Below are 22,851 nucleotides of genomic sequence, written 5' to 3' on the forward strand. Positions count from 1 at the left end.
GCAAGAGTGGTTTGTATCCGGCCCCCGGCTGATAGAGCATCCGCCGCCATGACCCGACGACTCGCTACCCTGCTCACCGCGCTGCCCGTGTCGGCCGCGCTGGTCGCTCCGCCCGTGCTCGCCTGCACCAGCATGCTGGTCAACAAGGGGGCCACCGCGGATGGCGCCACCCTGATGACCTACGCCGCCGACGCGCACGAGCTGTACGGCGAGCTGTACTACACGCCCGCGCGCCGCCACGCGGCCAACGCCCAGCGCGACATCATCGAGTGGGACACCGGCAAGTTCCTCGGCCGCATCCCCGAGGCCCCGGCGACCTACTCCGTCGTCGGCAACATGAACGAGCACCAGGTCTCCATCGGCGAGTCCACGTTCACCGGCCGCAAGGAGCTGGAGGGGCCCGCGGGCATCGTCGACTACGGCTCGCTCATCTACATCGCGCTGGAGCGCTCCAAGACGGCGCGCGAGGCCATCCAGGTGATGACCGGCCTCGTCGCCGAGCACGGCTACGCGTCCACCGGCGAGTCCTTCTCCATCGCCGACCCCAAGGAGGCGTGGCTCCTGGAGATGATCGGCAAGGGCGAGGGCCAGAAGGGCGCGGTGTGGGTCGCGCGCAGGCTGCCGGACGGCTACATCACCGCGCACGCCAACCAGGCGCGCATCCAGCAGTTCTCCCAGAACGACCCGGAGAACACGCTGTTCGCCCCGGACGTCATCTCCTTCGCGCGCGAGAAGGGCTGGTTCAAGGGCGCGGACAAGGACTTCAGCTTCGCGGAGGCATACAACCCGCTCGACTTCGGCGGGCAGCGCTTCTCCGAGGCGCGCGTGTGGAGCATCTTCCGGCGCGCGGCGCCGTCGCAGAAGCTGGGCGTGGAGCTGGTGGACGGCTCGTCGCCGGGCAAGCGCCTGCCCCTGTGGGTGAAGCCGGACAAGAAGCTGTCCGTGCAGGACGTCATGGGGCTGATGCGCGACCACTTCGAGGGCACCGCGCTGGACATGTCCAAGGACGTGGGCGCCGGCCCCTACGCGGTGCCCTACCGCTGGCGGCCCATGACGTGGGAGGTGGACGGCAAGCAGTACGTCCACGAGCGCGCCATCTCCACGCAGCAGACGGGCTTCTCCTTCGTGGCCCAGATGCGCGCGTCCATGCCGGCCCCCATCGGCGGCGTGCTCTGGTTCGGCGTGGATGACACGTCCATGACCGTCTACACGCCCATGTACGCCGGCATCCGGCAGGTGCCGCGCAACTTCGCCCAGGGCGTGGCCAGCCGGGGCAGCTTCTCCTGGGACTCGTCCTTCTGGGTGTTCAACTGGGTCTCCAACCAGGCCTACGCCCGCTGGAGCGACATGTCCGTCGACGTGCAGAAGGAGCAGGGCGCGCTGGAGGGGCAGTTCCTCGCGGACCAGGCGGACATCGAGAAGACGGCGCTGGAGCACTACAAGCGCAGCCCGGAGGAGGCCCGCCAGTACCTCACCGCGTACTCGGTGCAGCAGGGCGAGAAGGTCCACGCCCGCTGGAGGAAGCTCGGGGAGTCGCTGCTGGTGAAGTACATCGACGGCAACGTCCGGGACGAGCAGGGCAAGGTGAACCACCCCAAGTACCCGGAGAGCTGGTACCGGCGCATCGTCCAGGAGAACGGGAAGAAGCTGGAGATGCCCAAGGAGCCGGAGCCGGCCAAGCCGGTGGCGGCCCCCGCGCCCCCGCCCCCTCCCACCCAGAAGCCGGCGCCCGCCTCCAAGCCCACCGTGGCCCCCGCGCCCTGAGGCCCGGACGACGCCTTCCTGCCCGGAAAATCACCTCATGTTTCAAGGGTATCGGGGACTTCCACTGCCTCCCGGCCGCCGAGCCGGGGGGCGTCTGGAATCCCCGCCGGCCCCCTGCCAGGGGCGGGTGTCCGGCGGTCCACGCGAGCACGGGTGTGATTGGAACGCCCATGTCTTGCCCGTGACTGATACACAACGGATTTTCCACGGCAGGGGGTCCGTGTCGCGCTAGACCTCCTGCGGCTCAAAAGACTTGCAGAGACAGGGAGGCGGCAGGTGAGGGAAGATGAGGTCATGAAGGACACGGCCAATGGGGAGCCAGAACCCCACGAAGGCGAGCGGCCCAAGGGGCCGCCGCTCGGTGAAGTGCTCGAGTTCATGCGGCTGCTGTGGGCGGTGGACCATGGGCTCCAATCCACGTCGAAGCGCATGGAGTCGACGCTGGGCCTCACGGGTCCGCAGCGGCTCGTCATCCGCCTGGTGGGACGCTTTCCCGGCATCACCGCGGGGTCGCTGGCGCAGATCCTCCACGTGCACCCGAGCACGCTGACGGGGGTGCTCAAGCGGCTGGAGAAGCGCGGGTTGCTGGAGCGCAAGTCGGATCCGCTCGACGGGCGCAAGGCGCTCTTCGCGCTGACCGAGTCGGGCCGCGCGCTCGACATCCCCTCCGAGGGCACCGTCGAGTCCGCCGTGCAGCGCGTGCTCGCGAAGATGTCGCGCAACCGCATCCTGTGTACCCAGGACGTGCTGACCGCGCTCGCGCAGGAGCTGGGAGGCGTGCCCTCCACGGCGGAAGAAGAAGTCCCCGCCGAGCCGGATGCCCAGAAGTCGGTCACCCGCTGAGCGGCCGTTCCACACCCCTCTTCAGTCGTTTCCGCCGCTCCGGAGTCTTGCGCGCCCTGACAGGCGCCCCGGTCCAGACAGGAGGCGTCCCCCCGCGCCTCCCGTCCTCACGTCGTCGGCCCCTCTCCAGGCGCCGCCCCCGGAGCACGGCCCCCCGAGTCACCCAGGACACACGCCGGGCCCGTTTCCCGGGGATGGGCCCGGGTGCGTCGCGCGTTGCCTCCCGGACCCTCTCCCGGCCGCCTCCTTCCGGCGGCGGACACCCCGCCTCATCCGTATGAAATCCGTCGGCCCAAGCACCTCGCGGCCCGTCGGACGTTGCTAGAGAATCGGGAAATAGCCACCCCCGCCGGGGGTTGCTCCGACACCGAGCGGACAGGACAGCGTGAACCTCGAGACACCGCAGAGCCCAGGCCCCGAGCTGCCGCCCCCGCCCCCGCCCCCTCCTCCGGAGCCTCCGGGCCGGGTGGAGCGGTCGCCGCGGGGCCAGGGCGTGGCGGCGCTGCTGTCCGCGGTGCGCTCGCGCCAGCGCCGGCACCTGTGGGTGCAGGGGCTCGCGCTGGGCCTCGCCGTCGCGGGCGCGCTGTGGGTGGGCGGCGGCTTCCTGGCGCTGGTGGCGCCGCGGCTGGGCGGCTCGCTGCTGGGGCTGGCGGTGCCCGCGGGCGTGGCCGTGGCGTGTGTCTTCGGCCTGTGGCTCTCCGGCCGGCAGGTGGGGGACGACACGCGCACGGCGCGGCTGGTGGGCGCGCGGCGCCCGGAGCTGTCGCTGGACGTGCTCGCCGCCGTGGAGCTGATGCGCGAGCAGGACGACTCGCCGGCGCGCGGCTCGCCGGAGCTGGCGGACGCGTTCCTGGGGCAGATGGACACGCGCGTGCGCACGGTGGACGTGCGCGCGGTGGTGGATGACCGGCCGCTGCGCCGCTCCGCGCTGGCCTCCGGCGGCGTGCTGGTGCTGCTGGTGGGGCTGATGGCCCTGTTCGGTGACACGTGGTCCGCGGGCCTGACGCGCGTGCTGGAGGCCGCGCGGAGCCCGGCGGCGCGCGCGCAGGTGGAGCCCATCACCGGGGACATCGAGCTGACGTACCGCTACCCCGCCTACACCGGCCTGGCGCAACGCACGGTGCCCGGCACCAACGGCGAGGTGAGCGCGCCGGCGGGCACGGAGGTCGTGCTCAAGACGCGCTCGGACCGCCCCGTGGAGCGCGCGGAGCTGGTGGTGGAGGGACAGGCGGTGCCCCTGCGTGTCACCGGCAACCGCGACCTGGAGGGCAGCTTCGTCGCGAAGCAGGGCGGCCACTACCACTTCGCGTTCTACGGCCCCCGCGACAAGGCGCTGGCGGTGGGGCCGGACATCCCGCTCAACGTGGAGGCGGACAAGGCGCCGCAGGTGACGCTGATGACGCCCGCGGCGGAGCTGGAGGTGGACCCCGGCCAGAAGGTGACGCTCAAGTACGAGGCCACGGACGACTATGGCCTGTCCACCCTGGCGCTCGTCTTCCGCGCGCCCGGCGCGCAGCAGGACACCCGCGTGCCCCTGCGCCGCGAGGATGGCCGCCGCAGCCGCGACACGTACACCTGGGACCTGGGCGGCCTCAAGCTGGGCGCCGGAGACCGCGTCACCTACTTCATCGAGGCGCAGGACAACGACGCGGTGGAGGGGCCGAAGAAGGGCGTCAGCCGCACGCAGGTGCTGCGCATCTACTCCGCCGCCGAGCACCTGCGCGCCGCGCTGGAGAAGGTGGAGCAGCTGTGGGGCCGCATGGTGGACCACCTCGCGGACCGGCTGGAGGGCCCCGAGCGCGCGAAGCAGAAGGACGTGCAGGCCATCGCCGCCGCGGGCTCCGTGGACAGCACCGGCCAGCAGCTCATCTCCGACATGCGCGCGCTGGCGCAGGAGCTGTCGCGCGAGCGCGACGTGCCGAGCGAGCTGGTCAGCGCCCTCTCCAACATCTCCGAGTCGCTGGGCAGCCACATCCACGGCACCGCGGACTACCGCCGCCTGTACCTGCGCACGCAGCGCGCCCGGGGCGACGACTGGGGCACGGGCAACCGGCTGGCCGCGGGCCTGACGGAGGAGATCTCCGAACTGGAGAAGGACATCCTCTACCTGGAGTCGCTCTTGGACCGGCAGAAGCTGGAGGCCATCCAGGAGCTGGCCAAGCAGCTTTCCAACGAGCGGCGCGAGCTGTCGCGGCTGGTGGAGCAGTTCAAGGCCAACCCGGACGAGGCCTCGCGGCAGGCCGTCATGGAGCAGATCCAACAGCTCAAGCAGCGCATCCAGGAGCTGATGCAGCGCATGGCGGAGATGCGCAAGGGCATCCGCGACGAGCACCTCAACGCGGAGGCGCTCAACGAGCTGATGAAGGACCAGGACCTCCAGAGCGCCCTCGACGAGGTGGAGAAGCTGATGCGCGAGGGCAAGACGGACGAGGCGCTCGCGAAGCTCCAGGAGCTGGGCATGCAGATGGACGAGATGCTCAAGAACCTGGACGAGGCCAACGAGGAGTTCGGCGGGGAGCAGCACCCGGAGCTGGCGGAGAAGTTCGGCAAGTTCATGGAGGACCTGAAGGGCACCGTGGACGAGCAGCAGAAGGTGGCGGACCAGACGCGGCAGTTGCGCGACCAGGCGCGCAACCAGAACCGGGAGCGGCTCACCCAGCGCGGCGAGGGCATGAAGGACGAGCTCCTGCGCAAGGTGCAGCAGGCCCAGCAGAGCTACGACAAGCTCAACCCGGAGCACCTCAACAGCCGCGCGGCGCGACCGCTGGAGGAGGCCCAGTCGGAGCTGCGCAACGTGGAGAACGCGCTGAAGGTGAACGACTTCGACCTGGCGGCGGAGGCGGCGACGCGGGCCGAGGACGCGGCGCGGCAGCTCTCCGCCATGGGCGAGCAGCAGAAGCAGCTCGACGAGATGTTCGGCAACCCGCCCGAGGTGCGGCAACAGTCCGCGGACCTGGCGCAGCGGCTGGAGCGCGACGCGCGCAACGTGCAGGACGTCAACCGGCAGTTGCAGTCGCTCTTCCCTCCGCCCGGCTCGCAGATGTCGCAGCAGGACAGGCAGCAGTTGCAGCAGCTTGCCCAGCAGCAGCAGCAGCTGGAGCAGCGCGCGCAGGGGCTGCGCCAGCAGATGGAGGAGATGGAGCAGATGGCGCCCCTGTTCGGCGAGGAGGCCGCGCAGCAGATGGAGGGCGTGGGGCAGCGCATGGGCGAGGCCTCGCAGCGGATGCAGGGCAAGGACCCGGGCCGGGGCTACGGTGAGCAGCAGGCCGCGTTGGAGGGGCTGCGCCAGTTCCAGCAGCAGATGCAGCAGGGCCAGAAGGGCGGCAAGGGTGGCCTGCCGCTGCCTCGGGGCATGAGCGGGCGGCAGCGCGGCAACAGCGGGCGCGACCCTCGGGAGAAGGTGGAGCTGCCGGACGAGGACGCGTTCCAGGCGCCCAAGGAGTTCCGCAAGGACCTGCTGGACGCGATGAAGCAGGGCGCGCCGGAGAAGTACCGCGAGCAGGTGAAGCGCTACTACGAGGAGCTGGTGAAGTGAGCGACCGTCGCATGAGCCGCTGGGTGGCGCTGGTGCTGGGCGTGGTGGTGGCGCTGCCCGTCGCCGCGCAGGACGCCTCGCTCAAGGACGAGGTGAAGGAGCGCCTGGGCCGGGTGGAGAAGGGCCTGGACGACTGGGACGTGCCCGGCGCGAAGCGCGAGCTGACCGAGGTGGCGGCGCTGATTCCCTCCGACGTGGAGCCCCTGAAGTACTACCAGGGCCGGGTGGCCTTCGAGGAGGGCCGCTACGACGACGCGGTGGGCCTGCTGGAGGGGGCCAACATCGAGGACAAGCCGGGCAGCTACCTGCGGCTGGCCAAGGACACGCGCGACATCGTCAAGAACCACCAGCGCGCGGAGAGCACGCACTTCGTCTTCCTCTACCCCAAGGGCAAGGAAGAGGTGCTGGTGCCCTACGCGCTGGAGACGCTGGAGGCCATCCACCGCGCCATGGCGGAGGACCTGGGCTGGACGCCGCCGCAGGGGAAGATTCGCGTCGAGGTGGTGAACAACGCGCGGGAGCTGTCGCGGGTCAGCACGCTGACGGAGAAGCAGATCCGCACCACGGGCACCATCGCCATCTGCAAGTTCAACAAGCTGATGGTGACCAGCCCCAAGGCGGTGGCGCAGGGGTACGACTGGCAGGACACGCTGGCGCACGAGTACATCCACCTGGTGGTCAGCCAGATGAGCGGCAACACGGTGCCCATCTGGTTGCACGAGGGCCTGGCCAAGTTCCTGGAGTCGCGCTGGCGCGGCAAGGCGGGCCTGGCGATGACGCCGTCGACGCAGGCGCTGCTCGGCAAGCGGGTGAAGGCGGACACGCTCATCCCGTTCGAGAAGATGCATCCGTCGATTGCCCTGCTGCCCACGGCGGAGGACGCGGCCACCGCGTTCGCGGAGGTGTTCTACGCCATCGACTACGTGTACCAGTCCAAGGGCGCGGCGGGGCTGCGCGCGGTGGTGCACGAGCTGAAGGCGGGGCAGACGGACCGCAAGTCGGTGGAGGCGGCGATGGGCATGCCCTTCCCCCTCTTCGAGAAGGCGTGGCTTTCGCACATCAAGAAGCAGCCCTTCCCGGCGGAGCTGGTGCCGCGCGACGACCGCGTGGTGTTGAAGGACGACGCCAAGGGCAAGGTGAAGGCGGACGGGGAGAAGAAGGGGCGTGAAATCTCCTTCGGCGACTTCAACGAGGTGGCGGAGGTGCCGGCGCGCAAGTTCGCGCACCTGGGCGAGCTGTTGCGTGAGCGCAACCGCGTGAAGGCCGCCGCCGAGGAGTACGCCAAGGCGCACAAGCTGGTGGGCGACAAGTACGAGTCGGTGTCCAACAAGTACGCGCTGGCGCTGCTGGAGCTCAAGCAGTTGGACGAGGCGGAGTCCGTGCTGCGTGGGAGCCTGCGCGTGCACCCGGGCTCGCCCGCCACCAACGTCCACCTGGGCCGCATCCTGCTGCACCGCAAGGACTACGCGAAGTCGAAGACGGCCTACCTGGAGGCGCTCGCGTCGGACCCGTTCGACCCCGAAATCCACGTGGCGCTCACGCGCATCCACGGGGCGCTGGGGGAGACGGCGCTCGCCTCGCGCGCCAAGGCCGCGACGGTGGTGCTCACCGGCCTGGAGGCCTCCGAGGTCGACAAGCTCGCACAGCAGTTCCTGCGTGAGGAGGGCGACCTGTCGGAGATGAACGTCGGCGGCGCCACGCCGGCCACACCGGCACAGCCCCCGGCGCCCGCGAGCGGCGTGGGACGCTAGACCTCCTCGAACCGAGTGCCCGTGACGTGGGCATCCTCCAGGGCGCGCTTGATGTCGTCCGAGACGATGAGCGCGATGTCCCATCCCCAGGTGCGGAAGACCTTGGCACGCCCCACCTTCGTGGGGTCGATCCGCATACCGTAGACGCTGCGGTACTCGCCGAGCTTGTCCGGCCGCTCATCCTCGGGCTTCCAGTACAGCACCTCTTCCGTCGCCGCATCGTCGATGCACCGGATGAGCTTCGTGGCCACGAGGATCTGGTACTCGTCCGGAGAGCCTTGAACGGCGACTGGGAGCAGTTGTACGTCGTCCGGAGCGAGTTCGGCGAACAGGGTAGCCACCCGGACGTTCACCACGACGGTCCTGCCCGCTCCAGCCATGTTGAACTCACGCCGACGCCCCGTCTCGTCAATCGGCACCGTCATGCGGCGATAGGACTGGACGCGCTGGCCCGACGTGAACTCCCTCATGTTCTCCAGTTCCCGCCCCTGCGAATCAACGGGAGTACCCAGGTACCAGTTCTCCGACAGCACCTCTTCATCGAGCCTGAAGTATCGGGAGTGATTCGACATGGAGGGCCTTCCAGGGACTCACCCACCCTGGGTCAAGAGGGTGTTGAGCAGCGTTCCGGGAGTCTGGACCTCCTTGGCCAGATTCCGTAGCTCATTCGTGAGGGCCGTTCGGCAGTCCGCCACGCGCCGACAAACGCCCATCGCACTCTCCAGTCGATCCAACACATAGCGGTGATACTTGAGGGGATGGGGGCCTTTGTGGCCCACGACCTCGACGATGTTCTCGGAATCCTTGAGGTCCATCCCCGCTCTCGCGAAGAGCCTCCGAAAGCGAGGCGTCCAGGGCCCGCCGCGCGCGGTGGAGACCTCGTTCTTGTTGGTGGCGATGTGATGGCGCTCGCTTTCCCCACTGCGCATCCCCTGGTTCGCCATGGCGAGCGCGTTGGGGGCGAGCGCGACGGTGAAGCCCTCGGCGGTCATCGCGACGGACCGCACGCTGCCCACGGCCGCGAACTGGAAGCCTGCCTGGCGCTCCACGGCCAGGGCCGCCGGCGCGGAGCCGGGCAACCTCGCTGACTTCGCGGCCAGCCCCACGGTGCTGCCCACGGCCGCCGTGGCCAGCATCACGAACACACGCGCCGCGTTCTCTCCGAGGACCTCACCGTACGCCTCCCCCGCCGCGCTGAGCTGTGCGTAGTTCCGGGCCTCGTCCACCCTCCGCACCAGCGTCAGCCACCCATCCAGCAGGCGCCACACCGTGTCCACGCCGAGGTACGCGATGGCGAGCGCCGTCATCGTCGCCGCGACACCCTTGGAGAAGGGCTCGGGCAGCGCCCAGAGCAGCAGGTACACCGCCACCGAAGCGGTGAGCGTCGCCATGACGGCGGTCGGGTCCGTCATGGCTCCCAGTGCCTCGGCGGTCTCGTCCCATACCGAGTCCATGGCGATGGCCAGGGCCCAGGTGTACTTGCCGTCGCTGCCCAGCAGCGGCCCTTCCTCCAGCAACCGCAGGCAGTCCCCAGGTCGGTCCTTTCGCTCGCACCACTGCCCATAGGCTCGCGTCAGCGGGTCGTCCGCGTAGGACGCCAACAGGTGGGGGCCTTCGCCATCCGTGCGCTGGGGAATCAACCGTGAGGAGCGCGGCTCGTACCCATACACCCCACTCCGGGACGGCACACCGAAGAGAACCCGGGCCTCCTGCATGGGGTTGCGGGCGGGGCGGACATCCCGCGCCAGCTCCACCATGGCCTCCTCGAACTCCTCATCATCGAGTTCGGCCTCGCGCACCTCCGCGCTGGATTCCTCGTGGGGAGTGACGACGAAGGAGTCCTGCCCCGTCTCGAGGCGTACGACCCGACTCGCCGCGCACCCCGTGCCCACCCACAACCAGAGCAGCGACACCGCCCAGCGAACGACCATGAGGCATCCCCCCGGAGCGCGGCCCGTTCGAGGACGGGCCACCCCAAGGGATACCAACCCGAGCTGACACGCCTCCGCGGAGGCTACTTCCGGAAGACGGGGAGCCCCTTGCTGATGCGGTCGAAGAGCGCTCCCTTGTCCAGTCGCGGCGGGTCCTCGTCATCCTCGTCATCCTCGTCATCCTCGTCATCGGACGTCGAGCTTCCCTCGAAGACCTCCGCGACGAAGAGCGCTTGCAGCGCCTCCGACACTCCAGTGCCATACCCCTGGCTGTACCTGTCGATGTCGAAGTGGTGCTCGGCATCGACGGAGCCGTCAACCGCGTGGTCATCCTCGATGACGACCCGGGCGTGGATCCACGAGGCGGACAGGAGGTGGTCGTTGTAATAGCCGAGCACCACGTCGCGCGCCTCGATGTCGCGCCCCACGGAGAACTCTCCGTCGGTGTAGAGCCCGTGGCACTTCAGGTCGCCCAGGATATTGACCAGCGAGTCGTTGCCCGTGTCCCTCACCACGCCGTGGACGACGACGGAGCCCGTCACGGCGAAGGCCCTGCGAATCCACACGTCCCCCTCCACTTCCAGGTCCCCGTGGTGGAAGAAGGGCGTGAGCAGCACCACCGGCCCCTTCAGGTGAATCTTGCGCGGCGCCACGCCGAGCGTCCCCATCACCAGCCGGAGCTTCTCGAGCGCGCTCTCCGGATCTCCGAAGCTGTGCAACCCGGTGGCGACCTCCTGGGCCGAATCGAACGCGTGGGAGAAGGCCAGCTTCCGCGCTCCCAGGGCCACGCGGACGGCCTGGGCGTCGACGGGGAACGGCGCGAAGGGGTCCTCGCTGAGAGCCAAGGGAACACTCGCATTGCCCCCCGCGGCCTCGAGCGCCTGGATGCTGGCGATGAAGCCGGGAGTCCGCTTGTTGTGCGTGACCCAGACCTCGTCTTTCGTGCGCAGCGCGACACCGAGCGGCGTCCGTCCGAGCCCATCGATGGCGTTCACGTCGGCGCCTCGCTCCAGCAGGAGGCGGATGTGGTCGGCCTGACCCGCCCTCGCGGCGCTGTGCAGGGGCGTCAACCCCTGCTCCGTCCTCGCGTCGATGGCGGCGCCCGCGTCCAGCAGTTCGCGCAGGACCTTGACCCCGGCGCCGGTGAAGGCGCCGCTGTGCGCGTCCTTCACGTCCGCTCCCGCCGTCGCGCCAGCCGCGCGAAGCACGCGGATGAGCTCCAACGCACGCGACTCGGCGGGAGAGTCCGCTTCCGCGCCATGCGCCACCATGAGCAGCACCGGCTGCCCGTGACTGTCGCGCGCGTTCACCTCCGCGCCCGCGTCGATGAGCGCCTTCACCACCTCGACGTCCGGCAACGGGTCCGACTTGGAGTTGGGCCCCCTCACGGCGAGATGGAGCACCGACTGTCCATAGCGATTACGCCCGTTCACGTTGGCGCCCCGCGACACCGCCTGTCTCACCGCCTCCGCGTCGAGCGCTGCCCGCCAGCGGGCCTTGTTCTCGCAGAGGTCCACCAGCACCTGGGCCACAGGGTCTTTCGGCTGCTCCGTCATCGTGAGTCCTCTTCGGTGAACCGCGCTCGGCGCATTATCGGGGCGCCTTCTCGAAGTGTCACATAGGCTGGGGACACGCGCTCCTCTTGGAGAGGGGCCTCCTCGGAGAGACTCCGTCGCGCATCCGACGAGGCCTTCCGACACCTCGGGAGGAGCAAGGCACGCGCCGCTTCGCTCGTGGCAGGGCAGGGCCTCCCCACCCGCCCCTCGCTTCCTCCAGGGACTCCCTCACGTGGATCGACCCACGGGCCTCCCGGCGGCTGGAGGGCGCGGGTGTGGCGGCCATGCATGGGGCCCGCTGTTCGCCCTCGTCTCGATGTCGAGCACGGCCAGGGGCGCAACACGCGCGTGCGGAGCTTCCTCGTGGTGGGCGTCGGGCTCGTCCTCCAGGCCACCCTGATCGCCGGACACGTTGCTGTTCGTGGCGTACGGCGGGTGCGCGGTGTTGGAGCCGCTGGTCATCCCCCTCGCCAGCGGAAGCTTCGGGTCAGCGTTGCATCCCCGCCTCGCGGCCCTGACGCTCGGCGCGCTCTGCGCGATCGCGATGGCCATCACCGGCAGGGCCTTCCTCCTCTTCGGCCGCCGACTGGAGGACCTGCGCTCCCCTCGGGACGTCCTCGCCCCCCCACGCAGTGACGACGGTCCCTCACGGAGGGGCGTGAGCAGGGACACGCGGGGCCTCGGCTCCGTCGGAGAAAAATCGCCCCCCGGGTGAGGGGGTTCACGCGCCTCCCACGTCATCTCCGTTACGCCCCACTCCGGGGCGGCGGAGACATCGTGATGAGATACTCCCTATTCGCAGCGCTCGTGCTGCTGGCCCTCGGCACGGCCAGCGCCGCCAGCCCGGATGGTCACCTGAGTTCGACGGCGCCCACGGGCAACACCGGCGGCGACCTGTCCGTGACGTCGACCGGTCAGGCAGTGGCATCCATTCCCATCCAGGTCCCTCCCGGCATCGGCGCGCTGTCCCCTTCGGTCGACATCCACTACAGCAGCCACACCGAAAGCGGAGAGCTGGGCGTGGGGTTCTCCCTCGCCGCGACCTCGAGCATCAAGCGCTGTGGCCGCATCATGAGCGACGACGCCGCGCTCCACGCCATCACCTTCAAGGACGAGGCGAACGAGAGCCACCCCGAGTTCCCGGCGGACTGGCTCTGCCTCGACGGCATGCGACTCATCGGCCTGGAGAACGGGCTGAAGATCGGCCGCGTCTACCGCAAGTACAGCGACGACGGCAGCCGGGTCATCGCCCGGACCTCGGATGACGGTCGCCCCGGCTTCGAGCTGCAATTACCGGATGGCTCGAGCCACTTCTACGGCACGGACGACCAGAGCCGTGTCTACAGCTTCGACATCGACGTGACGGGAGGTCCCGTCAAGAAGCCCTACGAATGGAAGCTGACCCGCGTCCGGGACCCGCACGGCAACGCGATGACCTACCACTACGTCTTCACGGACAACCTCACCGACCCGCTGGGGACGCACTCCCGCCTGGACCACCGGCTGAGCGAAATCCGGTACGTCAACAACACGCGCCGCGTCACCTTCCAGTACGAGCGCCTGCCTCAAGAGGAGATCTTCGACGGCTTCTTCTCGTTCACTCGCTACCGGCAGTCCTTCCGGCTCGAGCGCATCTCGACCTTCGCGCCGTCCGCCATCGCCACCGCTGGCGAGCGCATGGTGCGCACCTACGTCCTCACCTACAGCAACAGCGCATCGACGACGAAGCGCTCACTCCTGCAGAGCATCCAGGAGTGCGTCCAGGAGAACGGCGCCGCGGTCTGCAAGCGCGCCACCGAGTTCACCTGGCAGGCCGGCGGCTATTACGGAGACATCCTCCTCGACGACAAGCACGGCGACTTCGCCTTCGACGAGCGGCTCTTCCCCGTGCACGGCATCCCCGAGCAGGACCACGAGGCCGTGTTCCAGATGCTCCAGCTCGACGGCAACCAGGATGGGACCACCGACATCCTGGTCGCCCCCTGGTGGGAGGGCGGACAGGCCCAGAACTGGAGCTTCTGGGCCATCCGTCCCTCTCCGCAGGACTCGCAGATCATCGACACCGGCATCCCGGTGCGGGCCCCGCTGCCCATTCCCCAGACGCCGGTCGAGGTCTGTGATTACGCCAAGAACTGCCACACCTATCTGCTGCCCGGAGACGCCATCTCCAGCGCGACCTTCGAGCTGGACGGCGACGACCGCACGGACGTCCTGGTCCCCTTCGGTGACCACTCCGACCAGCCGATGCTGTGGGGATTCGCACCGAACCTCCAGGTGCTGCGGCAGACGCCGGGCCTCCCCCAGGCCTTCTCCGTCGCGGACACCTATATCCCCTACACCCATCACGCCTTGATCGTCGCCCCCGGTGACTTCAACGGCGACGGGCTCTCCGACCTGATGGTGTGCGTCGAGAGCGACACCCGAGGCTCCTATTTCAACCCGAAGAACGGCTCCAAGACGCTGCCACCGGACCTGGAGGGTTCGACCCTGTATCAGGGGCACTGGGTCTACCTGGAGAACAGGAGCTACCTCAATCCCTACACCTTCACGCCGGTGACGCTGGAGACCTTCCCGTGCTCCGCGCTGGACAAGATCCATGTCATGGACTTCGACGGCGACGGCACGGACAACCTGCTGACCATCGCCGGCTATGACCGCAGCGGGGCCCACCTCGCGTCCAAGCCCGGCCAGTGGCCTCCCCTGTGGGAGAACGGCGCGTGGTTCAGCCCGGAGCAGCTCCGCGGCAAGACCTACCAGGCCCTCGTCTTCCACCGGAAGCTCGGCCAGCACGCCGGGGAGTATGACTTCTACACCCGGAACACGGGGCTGCCGTTCGACTACTACCAGCGTCTGCACGCCGCCAACGGGGGCAACCGCGCCTGCCTGGACACGTACGGGGCCTTGTGCCGGGGCAATGCAATGGGCTCCGACCTGGTGGGCGACCTCAACGGCGATGGGTTCCCGGACGTGGTCCGCTTCGAATCCGAGGCCACCCTCGCGGCGAACGGCCTGAGCCCCTTCGTGAACCAGAAGGACGGCAAGCTGCTGCCGGACGTCGGCGCCGCCTGGGCAGGACGCATCGAGGTGTGGCTCAACATCGGCGGCTTCTTCGTGCGCAGCCATGACTGGATGCAGACCCTCGGCGCCACCTCGTTCCACGCGCAGTTCCTCTCCGCGCGCCTCGTCGACTGGGACCGCGATGGCCGCGACGAGCTGCTCATCCGCAACGGCGTCCCCTCGGACACCAACGCCCAGCCCATGGTCATCAAGTATTCCCTCCAGGCGGGCGCCCCCCTGCAATGGAGCATGACGACGCTGCCGCCACTCCCGTGGCTGCTGGACGAGCGCGCGCTCTCGCTGGGCGACTACAACGCCGACGGCCTCATCGACGTGCTGGTGCGCACCCGCAGCCCCGACAACGACAGCGACCCGTCCAACGACCCCTGGCTGCTCGACTTCCACGTCCGCCAGGGCGACGTCCCGGACCTGATGCAGCGGCTCACCAACGGGAACGGCGCGAGCTGGATGGCGCTCTACAAGCCCATGTCCGACCTGGACGTCTACCGCGAGGCCTTCGTCCCGCTCCCGGGGCTGGAGAGCGCCGTGGACGCCAACCGGGTCTTCGACACCCGTCCCCTCGTGGCCACCCTGCTCTCACCGACAGGCATCTCGCCCACGGTCGGCTCACGGAAGACCGATTACTTCTACAAGAACGCGCAGCAGCTCCTCCAGGGGCACCAGTTCCTGGGCTTCGAGCATCGCAGCGTCCACGACGACGGGGCCACCGGCCCCGACGCGCCGTTCGTGGACTTCTTCAACGTGCGGCTCGAGACCTATTCGACCCGCACCGCGCTCATCAATCACAACGGCCGGGCCGCGCCCCATGCCGGCAAGCTGCTGCAATCCGTCACGTTCCGGAATGATTCGAACCCGGGGGGCCCCGACCTCGCCGTCCTCACGCAGAACCGATACACCCTGGTCCCCCGAGCGGACTTCCACGGGGACCCGGACTGGCAGGTGCCGCCCGAGTGGTTCGGCCCCTGCGGCTACCAGGTCAACCAGGGGCAGTGCGCGTCCTACTTCTTCTCCACCCTGACGCGCTCCACGGAGGTGAGGACCTTCGAGAAGTTCGACTCCTGGAGCTGGACCTATGGAGGGTTCCACTGGACGAAGCTGACACCGGAGCAGTTCGCGGAGATGGCGGACGCGGACGCCCAGGTCGGCATCTTCCCGCTGAAGCACACCAAGCGCGGCTACTCCACGTTCCCCGACGCCGAGAACCCGAACGACACCCACGACTACGACGAGCTGGGCTTCCCGACGCGCTTCTACTCCGAGGACCTGATCTCCGGCGCCAGGTACGAAACCGACCTGACCTACGAACACCGGCTCAATCCGTGGCAACTGGGCCTCGTCCGTGAGGAGAAGCTCACCCACAAGGTCCCCGGCTCCCTGCCGGAGTCCAGGACGCGCACGGTCCAGACCACGTATACGCCCCAGGGAGAGCCCAACCTCGTCATCGTCGAGCCCACCCTCGCCGAGTACCGCTACAGCACCCGGTATGGGTATGACTCGTTCGGCAACACGTCCACCGTCCTGACCTGGGACGGCGAGGGCAACGAGCGCGGCCTCACCCTCCAGTACGCCTCGGACGGCGTCTTCCCCGTCACCCTCACCAACGGGCTGGGACACACCTCCACGCGCCGCTGGGAACCGGGCATGGGACTGGTCCTCTCCGCCACCTCGCCGGATGGGGTGAAGTCCATCAGCGACTACGACGGCTTCGGGCGCCCGACCTTCAGCCAGACCTGGAGCCAGGACACGGCGATGACGCCGGGCACGTCCATCACCTACGAGCCCCTGGCGTTCATGCCCCCCAGGGTCATCGTCGAGGCCCCGGGCCTGGGCTACTCGGAGACGACCTTCGACGAGCTGGGCCGCCCGGTGCAGTCCGTCAGCAAGGGCTTCAAGGGAGAGTACGAGGTCCTCAACCATGCCAAGTACGACTATCGCGGTCGCCTGGTGCGCGTGTCCCATCCGGCGAAGACCGGCGAGTCCCCAATCTGGACGCGCATGGAATACGACAACCGCGACCGCCTCGTCGAACGCGTCGCCCCGGGGAACATCGAAGGGGTCATCACGACGCGCTGGCTCCATGACGGCTTGAAGACGACGCAGATCGACCCGGACGGCAACCGGACGTGGCTCCTCTCCGACACGCGCGGGAACATCGTGCGCACGGCGGACGGACACCGGGAGGAGACGCCGGGCACCGCGACCGAGCTGTGCTACCGCTACGGCCACTTCGAGGGCCTGAACCGCATCGAACCCTGCCAGCCGACCGCCCTGCGCGCCCCGACCCAGTTCCTGCTGGACCTCTACAACCGGCGGCTGGTGATGGACGACAAGCAGACGGGGCAGCAGACCTTCGACTACGACCCGCTCGGCCAGCTCCGGACCTCGCTCGACGCGCGCGGCCAGACGCTCATCTACGAGTACGACGACCTGGGGCGGCCCACGACCCTCGTGGACTCGGAGGGAGGAAGCGCGACGTGGACCTATGACGTGACCCGTCCCGGGTTCCCGCACCAGTCGGTCTCGCGCGACGGAATCACGATGACCCACCTGTACGACGCGTTCGGGCGGTCGGCCTCCACGGACTGGACCATCGACGGCGAGGTCTTCCGGATGCAGACGACCTATGACGCGTTCGGCAGGCCGGGAGCCCTCCGCTACCCGACCCAGCTCACCGTGACGATGCAGTACGACGACTTCGGGAACCTGCTGCGCCTCGATGGCTTCGAGAATCCCGCGACGGGCTTCAACCTGTGGGAGCAGCTCAGAGCGGACCCCTACGGCGGCACCGAGGAGGAGCGCTTCGGCAACGGCATCGTCACGACGCGGACCTTCCACGGGGAGACCGGACGGCTCGAGTCGATCCGCTCCGTGCTCCAGCCCCAGGGCGCGGCCACCACCGTGCAGGACCTGCGGGTGGAATGGACCAAGACCATGGACCTGCGCAAGCGGGTCGACGCGCTCGCCAACCAGAGCGAGTCCTTCGTCTACGACCCGAAGCACCGCCTCCTCGAGACGAAGGCCACGAAGGGAGGCGCCACCCAGGACGCGAGCTTCACCTACGACCCCTTCGGCAACCTGCTGGAGCGCCCGGACGTCGGCGCCTACACGTATCACGACGAGCGCCTGCAGAGCGCGGGGGACGCCTCGTTCTGGTACAACGACAACGGCGAGCTGATTGCCCGCTCGGTCGACGGCGTCAACACGGCGCTGACGCATGACCCGCTCGGACGCGTCAAAGCCATCTTCAGCCTGCCGACGTTCGAGCTGGCGTTCGACTACGACGCGCAGGGCAACCGCGTGCGCCGCTTCGACGCGCAGAGCGGACTCGAGACGCTGACCATCGGCGAGTGGTACCGGCGCGAGCGGAACGTGAAGGAGCCCTTGAACTCGGCGCGGCACACGCACCGGGTCCAGGTCGGCAACGCGACCGTCGCCGAGCTGACCCGCGTCTACGACGCCCAGGGCACCATCGTCGACTCCGATACCCACTTCCTGCTCGCCGACGAGCTGGGCTCGACCACCGTCGTGACGGACGACACGGGCGCGGTGGTGGAGCGGCGCAGCTACACCGCCTGGGGCCAGCCACGCGATCCGCTCGATTGGACGCAGTCCGCGCTGTTCAGCACCGCCTCCCTGGTCACCCGGGGCTTCACCGGCCACGAGGGCCGCGACGACGGAGGCTTCACCTTCATGCGAGGGCGGATGTACGACCCGTCGGTCGGACGCTTCATCAGCCCCGACCCCATCGTCCAATCGCCCTTCGCGCTCGCCGACCTCAATCGCTACAGCTACGCCTGGAACAACCCGGCGAGCGTGACCGACCCGACCGGCCTGTGCGAGGAGACAAGCTGGAGCGGGCCGGGCACTCGAGGCACAGGCGGCGGCATGTCCTTCCGTCGCCCCAGGCCGTGCAACGAAGGACGCGGCGGCACCGCCGACATCGACCCGCTCGTTCCAGAGCACGGAGGAGACTCGGGCCCCGGCTCCGGAGGAGGGGGCGGCGACGGCGGCGCCAACCCGAGCAACCCCGGCAACGCCCAGCACGAGTACTCGCGGCCCAAGGCGAACGTCGACCCCGTTCCCGTGCCGTCCAGCGAGGCGGCCTCTGGCCCGGTGCCGACCCAGCGCGACGCGCCAGCGCCCTCCAAGCGACAAAGGAAGGCGTCCGCAGCGATGGAGCGAACGAGGCAACTTCACGACCTGGAGAAGCGACTGGACGAGATCTCCGCCGCGCTGAGAGGGCTCTCGTTCGACCTCGAGCAATTCGACCAGCGCGCCCTCGAAATCCAGAAGGCCGCGCACGACATGAGCGCCAGGGCCGCAAAGGACCGCGAGGCCTGGGAGCTCAAGACGAAGGAGCAAGCGAAGGAGCGTCGGCGGTTCAATCGCCTCGTCTCGCGGTGGTCGCGACGCGCGGCCTTCGGCCTGGGCCTCGTCGGGGCGGGCATGAGCGCCCCGGTGGCGGCGGGCCTCGGGGCTTTCGGTGTAGGGCTCGGGTACCTCACGCAGTCGGTCACCGCGGATACCAGTCCCCTCACCACGATTTCGAACCGTGCCGCCGCGCTGGGAACCATGGATGACCTGGCCGCCCTCCGCTACGGAGCGAGGTTCGGAACGCTAGGCTCCTTGGTGGGCTGGTTCGGCTTCGTCCAGGGTGTGTCCGACGAAGTCATGGACCAGCTCACGCCAGAAGAGTGACCAGGTCCGCGGGAGCGGAGCGCCACGAGGGTGCCCGGCAGGTCCGGCGGGCGCCCTCGTGAGTCCGCTCCAGGGGAGGAGAGAAGCGCTCGCCGCCTCGCGCAGGGCAAGGCAGGGCCGCCCCGCCCTCCACCCTCCCCTCCCGCTCGCGGTGCCCCTAGCTTCCTCCATGGACTTCCTCGCGTCGGTCGTCCCCCTGGCGGCCCGGTTGATGGAGGGCGCGGGTGTGGCGGTCATGGCGTTGGGCCCGCTGTTCGCCCTCGTCAGGATGTTGAGCACGGCCAGGGGCACGCGGAGCGGCGACAACTACCGGCGCTTCCGCCTCGACCTGGGCCGCGCCATCCTGCTCGGCCTCGAGTTCCTCGTCGCCGCCGACATCATCCGGACCGTCGGCGACGCCCCCACGATGCAAGGCGTCCTCGTGCTCGGACTCATCGTCATCATCCGCACCTTTCTCAGCTTCACTCTGACGGTGGAACTGGAAGGACGGTGGCCATGGCAGTCGTCGCGTGAGCCGTCGATACATGCTCGCTCCGACGACGAGCGCTCCGCCTGACACTCGCGCCGTCCAAGCCTGTTCCGCCGGAGACGGGGTTCGGGCCAGGACGCGCGACAGGTCCATCCGACCCTTCGCCAGGCGCGCCCTGCTGACCCTGGGCACCCTCACCACCGGCTGCTCCAGCAACCGCGGCGCCATCTGCGACGAGCAGAAGGAGTGCTTCGACATTCCTTGAGACCTCCAGACGCGAACGGGGCCCGCGCGATGAACGCCGCGGGCCCCGGGTGACGCCTCGAATCGACTACGCGAGGACTAGCGCGTCCACTGGTCCAGCCACGCCAGCACCTCGTCGTGCCACTGGAGGCTGTTCGCCGGGCGGAGCACCCAGTGGTTCTCCTCCGGGAAGTACAGCAGCTTGGAGGGGATGCCCCGGCGCTGGAGCGCGGTGAACGTGCCCAGGCCCTGCGTCTCCACCACGCGGAAGTCCTGGCCGCCGTGAATCACCATCATCGGCGTCTTCCACTTCGCCACGTGCTCGATGGGGCTGTGCTTGCGGTAGCCCTCCGGGTTGTCCCACGGCGTGCCGTTGTGCTCCCACTCCGGGAACCACAGCTCCTCGGTGTCGAAGTAGCCCATCCGCTCGTCGAGGATGCCGTCGTGGTTCACCAGGCACTTGAACCCGTCCGCCCAGTTGCCGGCGATCCAGTTGATCATGTACCCGCCGTAGCTCGCGCCCAGCGCGCACTTCTTCTCCTTGGAGATGAACGGGTAGCGCTGGAGCGCCGCGGCCAGGCCCTTCTGCAGGTCCTCCAGCGGCTTGCCACCCCAGTCGTCGCGGATGGCGTCCGTGAAGGCCTGCCCGTAGCCCGTCGAGCCGTGGAAGTCGACCATCACCGCCACGTAGCCCCGGCCCGCGTACACCTGCGGGTTCCACCGGTAATGGAAGTGATTGCCGAACGAGCCCTGCGGACCGCCATGGATGAGGAAGGCCAGCGGGTACTGGCGCTTGGGGTCGAAGTCCACCGGCTTCACGACGTACGCGTGCACCGTCTCGTTGTTCCACCCCTGGAACTGGAACTGCTCGAAGCCACCGAAGCGCACGCGCGCGAGCGCGTCCTCGTTCACCTGGGTGAGCTGCCGCGCGCCGGTGCCGTCCGCGTTCATCACGAACAGGTCCGCGGGCGAGTCCAGGTCGTCGTGCACGTAGACGACGCGGCCCCCCGCGGCCGGCTGCGGCGAATCATCCGTGCCGTCCTTGGTGAGCTGGCGCACCGGGCCGCCGGCCACGTCCAGCGCGAACACCGGCTGCTGGCCCAGGTGGTTCGCCGTCGCGTACAGCGTCTTGCCGTCCGCGCTCCAGGCGAGGCTGCCCGCGGAGCGGTCCCAATCCTCTGCGAGCACGCGCTCCTGGCCGCCCGGCCACGTGCGCACGATGACGCGGTAGCGGTCCGCCTCGAAGCCCGGCCGCGACATGGCCAGGTACGCCAGCGACTTGCCGTCCGGGCTGAACACGGGGCTGGTGTCGGTGGCGCGGTTCTTCGTGGTCAGCTTGGTGGGCTTCACCTTGCCGTCGATGGGCGCGACGAACAGGTCCAGGTCCGTGGACCAGGACTCCGTCCGGCCCACGTCCCGCGCGGTGAAGACGACGCTCTTGCCGTCCGGCGTGAAGGTGTACTCCTCCGGGCCGCCGAAGGGCTTCGACGGGCCGTCCGCGTCCATGCCCTTCATCACGTCCACGGCCGTGCCGCCGGCCACGGGGACGACGAAGATGTGCGAGCGGCGGCCGTCCTTCCACGTGTCCCAGTGACGCGCGAAGAGCTTGTCGTAGGTGCGGCCGGTGGCCTTGCGCTTGGAGCGGTCCGCCTCGCGCTGGGTGTTGCAGTCCAGCGAGGTGCAGTCGGGGAACACCTCCAGGGACACGGCGAGCTGGGTGCCGTCGCGCGACACGCGGAAGGTGCCGACGTCCAGGGGGAGCTTCGTCACCTGGAGCGGCTCGCCGCCGTCCACCGGCAGGCGCCACACCTGGGAGGAGCCGCCGCGCGAGGACAGGAAGAAGACGCTCTTGCCGTCCGGGGCCCACACCGGGTCGGAGTCCGAGTCCGGGTGCGAGGTGAGCTGGCGGGACGAGGCCTCGCCGTCGAGCGAGACGAGCCACAAGTCGTTGCGGCCCCGGTTGGCTTCCAGGTCCGTGGTCCGGAGCACATAGGCAACCTGCTTGCCGTCGGGGGAGACGCGCGGGTTGCTCAGCCGGCGCATCGAAATCATGTCCTGGTGGGTGAACGGCTGGGTCCGGGCGGGCGCCGGGGCGGCGCCGAGGGCCAGGGCCGCGACTAGCGACAGCGGCAAGGTGTCCTCCTGGGTGGGGCCGCGCGCCAGCCTCCAGCTCGGTGCGCGGACGTGGCTTTCGGGGGTGGACGGTGCCCGCTCCTCCGGGCGCTGTCCACCTCGGGCCGCCTGAACAGGGGGCCGGCCCCGGTATGCCCGGCCCCGGTGGAATTCGCGGACAGCGGAGGCGACCCGGACCGGCGGAAAGCATGACGTGGCGCGGCGCCCCGGTTAGTCACAGCCCCATGAGCGAGCCCATCACCGTCCGCGTCTGGTCCGATTTCGTCTGTCCCTGGTGCTACGTCGGCCTCCAGGAGGTCAAGAAGCTCCAGCGGGACTTCGACATCCACGTGGACTGGCGCCCCTTCTTCCTGCGGCCGGAGACGCCTCCGGAGGGCCTGCCCCTGCCCGCCCACATCCGCGAGAAGATGAAGGACCCGAACAACCCCCTCAAGCAGCGCGCCGCGGCCGCGGGCCTGAAGATGGTGGACCGGGACGTGATTCCGTCCACCCGGCGGGCCCACCAGGCGACCGAGTACGCGCGCACCCAGGACAAGCTGGAGCCCTTCCACGCCGCCCTCCTGCGCCGCTACTGGAGCGAGGGCCAGGACCTCTGGCAGTGGGAGACGCTCCGGGGCGCCGCCGAGGAGGTGGGCCTGGACGCGGACGCGCTCCAGCGCGCCGTCGAGGAGGGCCGCTTCGAGCAGGTGGTGGAGGACCTGGTGAGCGAGGCCCGCGCCATGGGCGTCAACGCCGTGCCCACCTTCGTGCTCGGCGACCGCTACGGCATCCAGGGCGCGCAGGACTACGCCGTGTTCAAGCAGGCCATGGAGAAGCTGGGCGCGAAGCCCCGCTGACCCGGGCGCGGCGC

General features: G+C 69.3%; 11 protein-coding genes. 7 read left to right on the forward strand and 4 right to left on the reverse strand.

What is annotated here, in order from left to right:
* Positions 1–48: 48 nt before the first annotated feature.
* The 4 genes from LZ198_RS17085 (at position 49) to LZ198_RS17100 (ending at position 7,893) form a co-directional block, all read left to right on the forward strand.
* Entirely contained in the window at positions 49–1,764 is a 1,716-nt protein-coding gene (locus LZ198_RS17085) for a dipeptidase (protein ID WP_253973047.1), read from the forward strand.
* A 294-nt stretch (positions 1,765–2,058) separates the two neighbouring features.
* Entirely contained in the window at positions 2,059–2,607 is a 549-nt protein-coding gene (locus tag LZ198_RS17090) for a MarR family winged helix-turn-helix transcriptional regulator (RefSeq protein ID WP_253973048.1), read from the forward strand.
* Positions 2,608–2,992: 385 nt separating this feature from the next.
* Positions 2,993–6,142, forward strand: coding sequence for a DUF4175 family protein (locus LZ198_RS17095; protein WP_253973049.1), 3,150 nt, complete (start codon positions 2,993–2,995; stop codon positions 6,140–6,142).
* Between the two features lie 11 nt (positions 6,143–6,153).
* Positions 6,154–7,893 carry a peptidase MA family metallohydrolase gene (locus LZ198_RS17100; protein ID WP_253973172.1) on the forward strand — a complete coding sequence of 580 codons (1,740 nt, stop codon included), beginning with the start codon at positions 6,154–6,156 and terminating at the stop codon, positions 7,891–7,893.
* Here the strand turns inward: LZ198_RS17100 and LZ198_RS17105 are convergent.
* The 3 genes from LZ198_RS17105 to LZ198_RS17115 form a co-directional block, all read right to left on the reverse strand.
* Positions 7,890–8,465 carry an imm11 family protein gene (locus LZ198_RS17105; protein WP_253973050.1) on the reverse strand — a complete coding sequence of 192 codons (576 nt, stop codon included), beginning with the start codon at positions 8,463–8,465 and terminating at the stop codon, positions 7,890–7,892. The two genes, LZ198_RS17100 and LZ198_RS17105, sit on opposite strands and share 4 nt — an antisense overlap.
* 18 nt (positions 8,466–8,483) lie before the next feature.
* On the reverse strand, positions 8,484–9,824 hold the full coding sequence (locus tag LZ198_RS17110) for an AHH domain-containing protein (protein WP_253973051.1): 1,341 nt from the start codon (positions 9,822–9,824) through the stop codon (positions 8,484–8,486).
* Positions 9,825–9,907: 83 nt separating this feature from the next.
* Positions 9,908–11,380, reverse strand: coding sequence for an ankyrin repeat domain-containing protein (locus tag LZ198_RS17115; protein ID WP_253973052.1), 1,473 nt, complete (start codon positions 11,378–11,380; stop codon positions 9,908–9,910).
* A gap of 780 nt (positions 11,381–12,160) precedes the next feature.
* Between LZ198_RS17115 and LZ198_RS17120 the strand changes: the two genes are divergently transcribed.
* Positions 12,161–19,156 (forward strand): RHS repeat-associated core domain-containing protein, encoded by a 6,996-nt coding sequence (locus LZ198_RS17120; RefSeq protein WP_253973053.1) that lies wholly within the window; start codon positions 12,161–12,163, stop codon positions 19,154–19,156.
* A gap of 169 nt (positions 19,157–19,325) precedes the next feature.
* Complete coding sequence (locus tag LZ198_RS17125; protein ID WP_253973054.1) at positions 19,326–19,712, forward strand: DUF1622 domain-containing protein; 387 nt, start codon at positions 19,326–19,328, stop codon at positions 19,710–19,712.
* Between the two features lie 255 nt (positions 19,713–19,967).
* On the opposite strand, the gene LZ198_RS17130 is transcribed toward LZ198_RS17125, so the two are convergent.
* Positions 19,968–22,001, reverse strand: coding sequence for an alpha/beta hydrolase family protein (locus LZ198_RS17130; RefSeq protein WP_253973055.1), 2,034 nt, complete (start codon positions 21,999–22,001; stop codon positions 19,968–19,970).
* A gap of 224 nt (positions 22,002–22,225) precedes the next feature.
* Here LZ198_RS17130 and LZ198_RS17135 point away from each other — a divergent pair, with 224 nt between their 5' ends.
* The gene (locus tag LZ198_RS17135) at positions 22,226–22,837 is read left to right on the forward strand and encodes a DsbA family oxidoreductase (protein ID WP_253973056.1); all 612 of its coding nucleotides are present in this window, start codon (positions 22,226–22,228) and stop codon (positions 22,835–22,837) included.
* Positions 22,838–22,851 lie beyond the last annotated feature (14 nt).

The organism is Myxococcus dinghuensis (assembly GCF_024198235.1).
In the GTDB taxonomy this organism is placed as follows: Bacteria; Myxococcota; Myxococcia; order Myxococcales; family Myxococcaceae; genus Myxococcus; species Myxococcus dinghuensis.